The 7,643-nt window shown below is 46.2% G+C and carries 7 protein-coding genes, 1 rRNA gene and 1 riboswitch; of the genes, 4 read left to right on the top strand and 4 right to left on the bottom strand.

Annotated features, from left to right (window positions below; genetic code table 11):
- A 16S ribosomal RNA gene (locus R7M92_RS01995) occupies window positions 1–75 on the bottom strand; the annotation flags it as partial.
- A gap of 539 nt (window positions 76–614) precedes the next feature.
- The gene (locus tag R7M92_RS01990; RefSeq protein ID WP_213973001.1) at window positions 615–1,139 is read right to left on the bottom strand and encodes a DUF3087 domain-containing protein; all 525 of its coding nucleotides are present in this window, start codon (window positions 1,137–1,139) and stop codon (window positions 615–617) included.
- 158 nt (window positions 1,140–1,297) lie between these two features.
- Between R7M92_RS01990 and trmY the strand changes: the two genes are divergently transcribed.
- Window positions 1,298–1,897: a tRNA (pseudouridine(54)-N(1))-methyltransferase TrmY gene (trmY, locus tag R7M92_RS01985; protein ID WP_017634347.1), complete on the top strand. Its 600-nt coding sequence runs from the start codon at window positions 1,298–1,300 to the stop codon at window positions 1,895–1,897.
- A gap of 78 nt (window positions 1,898–1,975) precedes the next feature.
- Here the strand turns inward: trmY and R7M92_RS01980 are convergent, their stop codons facing one another.
- Together R7M92_RS01980 and R7M92_RS01975 are read right to left on the bottom strand one after the other, a co-directional pair.
- Entirely contained in the window at window positions 1,976–3,319 is a 1,344-nt protein-coding gene (locus R7M92_RS01980; RefSeq protein ID WP_318132567.1) for a TldD/PmbA family protein, read from the bottom strand.
- Complete coding sequence (locus R7M92_RS01975; RefSeq protein WP_115386907.1) at window positions 3,319–4,704, bottom strand: TldD/PmbA family protein; 1,386 nt, start codon at window positions 4,702–4,704, stop codon at window positions 3,319–3,321. Before R7M92_RS01975 ends, R7M92_RS01980 begins: the two co-directional genes overlap by 1 nt.
- A gap of 311 nt (window positions 4,705–5,015) precedes the next feature.
- A riboswitch (TPP riboswitch) is annotated at window positions 5,016–5,123 on the top strand.
- Window positions 5,124–5,220: 97 nt separating this feature from the next.
- Between R7M92_RS01975 and thiD the strand changes: the two genes are divergently transcribed.
- Genes thiD through R7M92_RS01960 form a run of 3 tightly spaced genes read left to right on the top strand, consistent with a single transcriptional unit; the run spans window position 5,221 to window position 7,616 of the window.
- Entirely contained in the window at window positions 5,221–6,078 is an 858-nt protein-coding gene (thiD, locus tag R7M92_RS01970) for a bifunctional hydroxymethylpyrimidine kinase/phosphomethylpyrimidine kinase (protein WP_005383329.1), read from the top strand.
- Window positions 6,068–6,823: an ABC transporter ATP-binding protein gene (locus R7M92_RS01965; RefSeq protein ID WP_318132566.1), complete on the top strand. Its 756-nt coding sequence runs from the start codon at window positions 6,068–6,070 to the stop codon at window positions 6,821–6,823. The genes thiD and R7M92_RS01965 overlap by 11 nt, the downstream gene beginning before the upstream one ends.
- Window positions 6,816–7,616: an ABC transporter permease gene (locus R7M92_RS01960; RefSeq protein WP_170893878.1), complete on the top strand. Its 801-nt coding sequence runs from the start codon at window positions 6,816–6,818 to the stop codon at window positions 7,614–7,616. Before R7M92_RS01965 ends, R7M92_RS01960 begins: the two co-directional genes overlap by 8 nt.
- Window positions 7,617–7,643 lie beyond the last annotated feature (27 nt).

The raw sequence follows: 7,643 nt of genomic DNA, 5'->3' as shown, positions 1-7,643 counted from the left end.
TCGTTTCCGCTCGACTTGCATGTGTTAGGCCTGCCGCCAGCGTTCAATCTGAGCCATGATCAAACTCTTCAATTTAAAGTTTTTGATTCCCTAAATAAATAGGGCGAGGCTCAATGAATACTGACTTCAAAACTACTAATGTAATTTTAAAGCTATTATCGTTCCAACAGAACGATAATGAATTGACTGTGCCAAGTCCGAAGACTTGATTGGTCACTTCGTTTCATTGAAACCTAATTTGATACCGCTTTCCGTTAAGAAAGAAATATCTAATTGGATTATCATCAACGAGTGCCCACACAGATTGATAGGTCTATATTGTTAAAGAGCTTGCTTCGTAAGCTTTGCTATCGAAGCGGAGGCGTATTCTAAGGAATTAACTTTCAGTGTCAAACACTTTTTAAAATTAATTTTTAGAAGCTTTCTTTCGCCTTATTGCCAATTGCTTTTGCGTTTCCGCTTTGCCCTGACAACGGAGGCGCATTATAGGGAGATGATTTTTCTTGGCAACCCCTTTTTAGAAAAAAACTTAAAAAAAAGCATCGAGTGATTAAAACTCACTCAAACGCTTAATTTTAGCACTCAGTTGTTAACTTCAAGTAGCAAATAGGCAATCAGTATGTGTCTACCCAGCTCTCTTTAAAGCTGGTGATATCAAGATCCAGTGATTGCGCCGCTTCGATTTGCTCGATAGCCTCCAATTCTTTATTTACACTGCTCATCGTCAGTGTGTTGTTGTCTAACTCAAACACTTGGCGTTGCGTGGTGTAATAGAACTTAAGCGTAGTGAGCGCTTTTACATTGTCATTGCTCGCGGCTGCTTTAATGTTTTTTAGTTTACGAAAGATTTTGTTGTGCAGTTGCTTGACTTTCCAAACGTACAGCACTTCTTCCATGTATGGTCGAGTTTTAATTTGATTCAATAAAGAGAGGGAAGTTGCAACTGCGAGAACGACACCAATCAAATTCCAATGGAAATTGCCCGTTGATTGTTCTGGTACGACTTCAGTGTTGCCAAACAAAACAATCAGCAAGGTACTAAAGGCAAGAGAAGAGATGGCGAGCAACGCAACAAAACCGCCAATCACAAGGCTTACTTTCTTTTTATAAATGTCTTTATTTATCTGTTTGATTTCCATATACCGCTCCTAACAGGTTACCTCTATTTTAACCAGCGCACTCCGCACGACAATCGAAGCTTTGTAAGTAAGTTCACATTTGCTATTAAACTCGCATCCCTTCCCTGCTTGGGTATATACTTCCGCGCATTCACTCTTCCTATATAGAGGCTAAATTCATGCGCTCTTTTGTTTTACGAGCTCGCGCGGCGCCAACCACCAGCAAAGCACTGTTAGAAGGTGTTGGTAATGAAGCGCATACAGAGATTCTTGCTCATACCATGATGAACACTATGTTCGTTGCTCAATCACACCGTGAAGATGTGGTTGTTCACTTGGTTTTGGAAAGCACAAAAGACTTCTCACGCACCATTACTATTCGCTCCAACGACATCACCAACATTGGCGGCTTCCATGAGTCAACCTTGATTGCAGCAGTGGCTCGCGCTTTGGATGCTTCGGTTGGTATGGGTAAAGAGCAACTTCGTGAAGTCGAACCTGGTATTACCGTTCGTACAGTGAGCTTTGAACGCCTAGTACAAGAGCTGGCAGAAGATCACCAACTATATATGCTGGATAAGAAAGGCGAATTTGTTCGTGATGCAGAAATTGGTGAAAACCCATGTTTCTTGCTAACTGACCATATACCGATGCCGAAAAAGTCTTTTAACAGCTTAAAGCGCCTTGGCACAGAGAAGATCAGCTTAGGTCCTAAGATGCTTTTCGCTTCTCAGTGTGTGGTATTGATCCACAATGAGTTGGACATACGCGAATTCTAGTTATTCACGCACACGTTGCTAGACAATGAAAGAGGACTCCATTGAGTCCTCTTTTTTGTTTCTATAGGGATGCTAAGTTTACTTACCACCAATTCTCAAACGAGCAAAACGAATGTCTGGCGAGAAGAAAGTTCGGCTATCGTTAATTAACTGAGTATCACCCACTGCCTCAACTTCTTGCAGCATCTTGTAGAAGTTACCCGCTACCGTGATCCCACGAACTGGCTGAACGCGCTCTCCATCACGGCACAAGAAGCCACTCGCACCAAATGAGAAATCACCACTCACTGCATCCGCACCAGAATGGACACCTTGAAGCTCGACTAACTCTAGGTACTCTCCCGCTTTTACTTCTGATGCACTGCTGTTGCCTGTCGCAATCACTTTGTGATTCGCTGATACGTCTAAGCTCGATTTTGCACCGCGAGCGGCACTTGCCGTCGACACTGCACCCAAATAATTCGCTGTTTGGCTATTGTGCAATAGCGTATTCAGTTGGCCATTAGCAATCATCACATTGTCTTGAGTAGCAAAGCCTTCACTATCAAAACTTGCGATTGCCATACCATTTGGCATGTAAGCCGTATCAGTAAAGGTAATTAAATCACTCGCAACACGTTGACCAAGCTTATCACCCAGTGGCGTAATGCCTTTCATCGCGCTTACGCCAGAGAAAGCACTGCCGAAAGCACCGAATAAACTTGCCAGCGCATTGATGTGGAAAATAGCGGGGTAGTTACCCGTCGCAACCGGTACACCTTCAAGAAGATCACGAGCAAGCTTGTAACCGCCTTCTATACAATAAGCTGGAGCCAACTCATCAAAACGGCGACCTAGCGACATTCTTCCCGCCATCGACTGTTTGCCGTCTTTTTCAAACAAGGTATACGCGTAACAAGTGAACGATCGCTCGAAATGTTGACATAACGTACCTTGAGTATTCGCGATGATGAGCTGAGTTTCACCATCACTGTAACCATTGTATGGTGCGCTAGAAGCGTGAGGCAGAGCCACTACGCCTTGCTCAAGTGCGAGAGACAGTTCAATTTTTTCATCAATCGAAGTTGTGTCTTCTTGAGCAATCTCAGCCACGTCAGTCGTGATTTGGCTGTTCACACAACTAATGGTCTGATGTTCATCTTGCTTGGAAAAACGAGCGCTTTGCAGTGCATTAGTCAGCATCAAATCTAAGCTTGGTTGTTCTAACGACTCAGAATAGCTCGTTGCAACACGCGCATCTTTCACAACACGAACACCCAGCACTTGGCTTGAGCTTACTTTGTACTCATCCAGCTTTCCTTGGTTCGCTTTCAGAGAAAAGCTGCTGTTGCGGTTTACAATGACGTCCGCTTCTGCACCTTGGCGTTTTGCTTCTGATAGGACGTAATCAACCGCATTAAGAAGTTGTTGTTCTTGGCTCATTAGTTACCGCCTCCTACCAGAATGTTATCGACTTTCAGTGTTGGCTGACCGACTGTTGTTGGTACTGAACCACTTACGGAACCACACATGCCCGGCGCAAGTGCCATGTCTTTGCCGACCATGCTGATTTCTTTCAACACTTTTGGACCCGTGCTGATCAGCGTTGCTGTTTTCAGAGGCTTGGTGATTTTGCCATTTTCAATGAGATAAGCTTCACGAACAGCAAAGTTAAACTCACCCGTACCCGGTTGAACCGAGCCACCGCCCATCTTCTTCGCATAGATACCACGCTCGATGCCTGCCAGCATGTCATCAAGTGAATGCTCGCCTTCTTCGATAAAGGTATTACGCATACGCGAGGTTGGTGCGAACTTGTAGTTTTGACGACGACCAGAACCCGTAGGTTCGTAACCTGTCTTCATGCCACCCATTTTATCGACCATAAAGCTGGTTAGCTTACCGTCTTTGATCAATTGGGTGCGCTGAGTCTTCATGCCTTCGTCATCAACATGAATCGAGCCCCATTCGTTGGTCATGGTGCCATCATCGACTGCATTCACCGCGGTGTGAGCAACCATTTCGCCCATCTTGTCGTGGAATACTGAAGCTTTCTTCGCAACCGAAGTGGTTTCTAGCAAGTGACCACACGCTTCATGGAAGATAACGCCGCCAAAGCCGTTACCAATTACCACTGGCATTTCACCCGATGGACAAGCATCCGCGCCAAGTTTTACTAACGCTTGCTGCGCGATAGTTTGACCTAGCTCTTTGGCATCAAGCTGTTCACTGAATTCCCAACCAGCAAGAGCGCCAGGACCTTCCATACCAGAAGACTGCTCATTACCTTTTTGCGCGACAGTGTTACCAGCAACACGAATGTAGTGGCGAGTATCGTCAACGTGTAGACCTTCTGAGTTGAAGATAGACACTTGTTGCTCGCGCTGAAGAACGCTGCCAATAAACTGGCTGATATGTTCACTCTCAGCACGTGCGGCTTGGTCAACTTTCAATAGAAACGCGATTTTTGAATCTAGGTTAGCATCCTTACCTAGCGGCATGCGGCAACCATGTTGGATTGGGTAGCGGTTCAAATTCAAAGAACCCGCTGACGCGATTTGCTCACGCTTGTCTTTTGCAGCAAGCAGCGAGGTTACGCGCTTTAGTTCGGCTTCATCTGTGCTGTTGGTGTAACCGTAAAGCACCTTATGACCGAAAAAAAGACGAATACCGATACCAAAATCGATACCCGAGTTAACCTTATCCACTTCACCAGATGCGATCTGGACAGTGTTGGTTTGGTGATGTTCAACGAATAGTTCAGCGAAATCAGCCCCCAAAAAGAGCGCATGATCGATCACTGACTTCGCTGTTACAGAATTAAGCATGAAGTCTCCTTGCTCGATGATCGTCTTAGCCTTCCTAATTAACTGTGAAAAAGTTCAACAAAGTTAAATTGGCAACACGTTAAATTTTAACAGTTTTTTAACCTTGTTTTGTGCTAATCCTTGCTTAACGAGACCACGATTATTTATTAAATATTCCAGGTTCTGCTCATTCACCAGAGCGTTGCACTAGTAAATTCCACCCAGCAAACCATTTAGGTGCTTACTTTATCACTCACCTCGCATAATTGAATACTCATTATAATTACGCTCAAAAAACGTATCCCTTCCGCAATGGTCCTGCTATCATCCGAACGAAATAGTCGGGGGGCCACACGACAAGTGTTGGCTGAGATCGAAATTCGAGACCCGTTGAACCTGATTCAGTTAGCACTGGCGTAGGGAACTATGCACACTTTGCCTTTCGTCGCCCCTCTTAGGTAAGCGATAGCGATCGAAAAATCGATCTATCTGCAACGGTCAAAGTCAGTTCCTATACGTCTTGTAGTAGGAGCGACCATGACGCAGCAATCACAACCTCATTCACATCACACGCCAGCCTTGCCTACCCCTATCGTATTGACCATCGCGGGCTCAGACAGTGGTGGCGGTGCAGGTATTCAAGCCGACATCAAAGCGATGTCCGCAACCGGCAGTTTTGCTTGCTCGGTAATCACGGCGATTACTTCGCAAAATACCCAAGGCGTTTCTGCGATTTTCCCCATTCCTCTCGACCATGTAGAGAGCCAACTTGATGCAGTATTTACCGACCTCAACATCGTTGCAGTCAAAGTGGGCATGCTGGCAGATTCCAACATCATCAAAGTCGTTGCAGACAAAATTAAACAATACCAGCCAAAACACCTCGTGATTGACCCTGTGATGGTGGCCACCAGCGGCGATCTATTACTGGAACAGTCGGCAATCAGCACTTTAAAAGAAGAATTGATTCCGCTCGCAGACATCATTACCCCTAACCTACCCGAAGGCGCAGCATTGACGGGTAAGCCAATGCCTCAATCAGAATCTGAAATGAACGATATGATTACCGACCTTCGTGCGCTTGGCGCCAAAGCTATTCTGCTCAAAGGCGGTCACCTTGAAGAAAATGAAAACAGCAACGATCTGCTTATCATGCAAGACAGTGCCGAGTTAATTAGCGCCAAGCGATTTCCAACCAAAAACACTCATGGCACAGGCTGTACACTTTCTTCCGCCATTGCGTCTTATCTTGGCCAAGGCAACAACCTACACAAAGCGGTGCACCTGGGTAAGCAGTACATCAGCCAAGCTATCGCACACGCTGATGAATTGGATGTAGGTAAAGGCCATGGCCCTGTGAACCACTTTTTTGCGGGTCATACTTATGTTCGCTAACGCGATTGGCATTCAGCTTTCCGATGCTAGTCTGCGATACAAAGACAGCCAAACACCAACGCTAGCAGGGTTGAGTATGACTATTCCTGCTAATCAATGGACAGTGTTACTTGGTCGCAGTGGCTGCGGGAAAACCACAATATTGCGTTACTTAGCTGGCCTACTGGATGACCAAGTTGACTGGCATGGCGAACTCATCACAACGGATGGCGCTGCACTGCATGACCGTATCGCTTACATGGCTCAGCAGGATTTATTGCTACCGTGGTTGAATGTGTTAGACAACGTCTGCCTCAGTTCTCGATTTTCTCAAGTGCAAGCACCAGAGCAAAATAGACAACGTGCACTGACTTTACTAAGCCAAGTGGGACTCGCCGATTACGCGGATGCTAAGCCAGCTCAGCTCTCTGGCGGCATGAGACAACGTGTTGCCCTTGCTCGCACTCTGATGCAAGACAAGCCTCTAGTTCTGATGGATGAGCCTTTCTCTGCACTGGACGCGGTTACTCGTCATAAGTTGCAAACCTTGTCTGCCGAATTGCTGAAAGATAAGACGGTTGTTCTGATTACCCACGACCCACAAGAAGCGGTGCGATTAGCTCACCAACTCTATGTGTTGCAAGGTACGCCTGCGCAAGCTCAGCACTTGGTCGTTTCAGACTCCAAGCCGCCACGAGTTCTCGATGGAGAGTGCGCCGCGCTTCAACAAGCGATTTTGGATCAATTGGAGAAAGACTATGAGTGATATGACTCAGTACAACTCCGTTTCGGCACGTATTCGTAAAAAAGAACGCGTGACCCATCCGGCTCTGCACTTAGTTATCAGCACAGCGGTGATCTTGGGATTGTGGCAGTTGGTAGTGGTGATATTCGACATGCCAAACTTCATCTTACCTTCACCAATTGAAGTGCTGGATAGATTGGTCACTCGTTACGATGTCCTGCTCAAACATACTTGGGTTACCGCGCAAGAGATCTTATTTGGCTTGGCGCTTGGATTATCGATGGGTTTGCTGTTCGCATTGCAAATGCTGATGTTCGAGCCGCTGAAGCGTTGGTTATTGCCTATTCTGATTGCTAGCCAAGCGATCCCTGTGTTCGCCATCGCGCCAGTGCTCATGCTTTGGCTGGGTTACGGCATTGCATCAAAAGTAGTCATGGCGGCGATCATCATCTTTTTCCCCGTCACGACATGTTGCTATGACGGCTTGCGCAATACGCCAACAGGTTACCTCGACCTTGCCAAGACCATGGGCGCGTCTAAATGGCAGTTACTTCGTCATATTCAATTGCCAGCCGCCCTACCAACTTTAGCCTCAGGCATTCGTGTTGCCGTCGTTATTGCGCCGATTGGAGCAGTGGTCGGTGAGTGGGTAGGTTCAAGTGAAGGCTTGGGTTATCTGATGCTCCAAGCTAATGCTCGCATGATCATTGACGAGATGTTTGCGGCGCTGTTTATCCTCGCCGTACTATCTATCTCACTCTACTTCATCACCGATAAGTTATTGAAAAAAGCCATCCCTTGGGAAAGCAAATAATTACAGAAAATAACCAAAGAAAATTGG

This window comes from Vibrio sp. Vb2880, assembly GCF_033337975.1.
GTDB lineage: Bacteria > Pseudomonadota > Gammaproteobacteria > Enterobacterales > Vibrionaceae > Vibrio > Vibrio alginolyticus.
The sequence above is the reverse complement of the archived record's forward strand: the minus strand, read 5'-3'. Positions and strand labels throughout refer to the sequence as shown.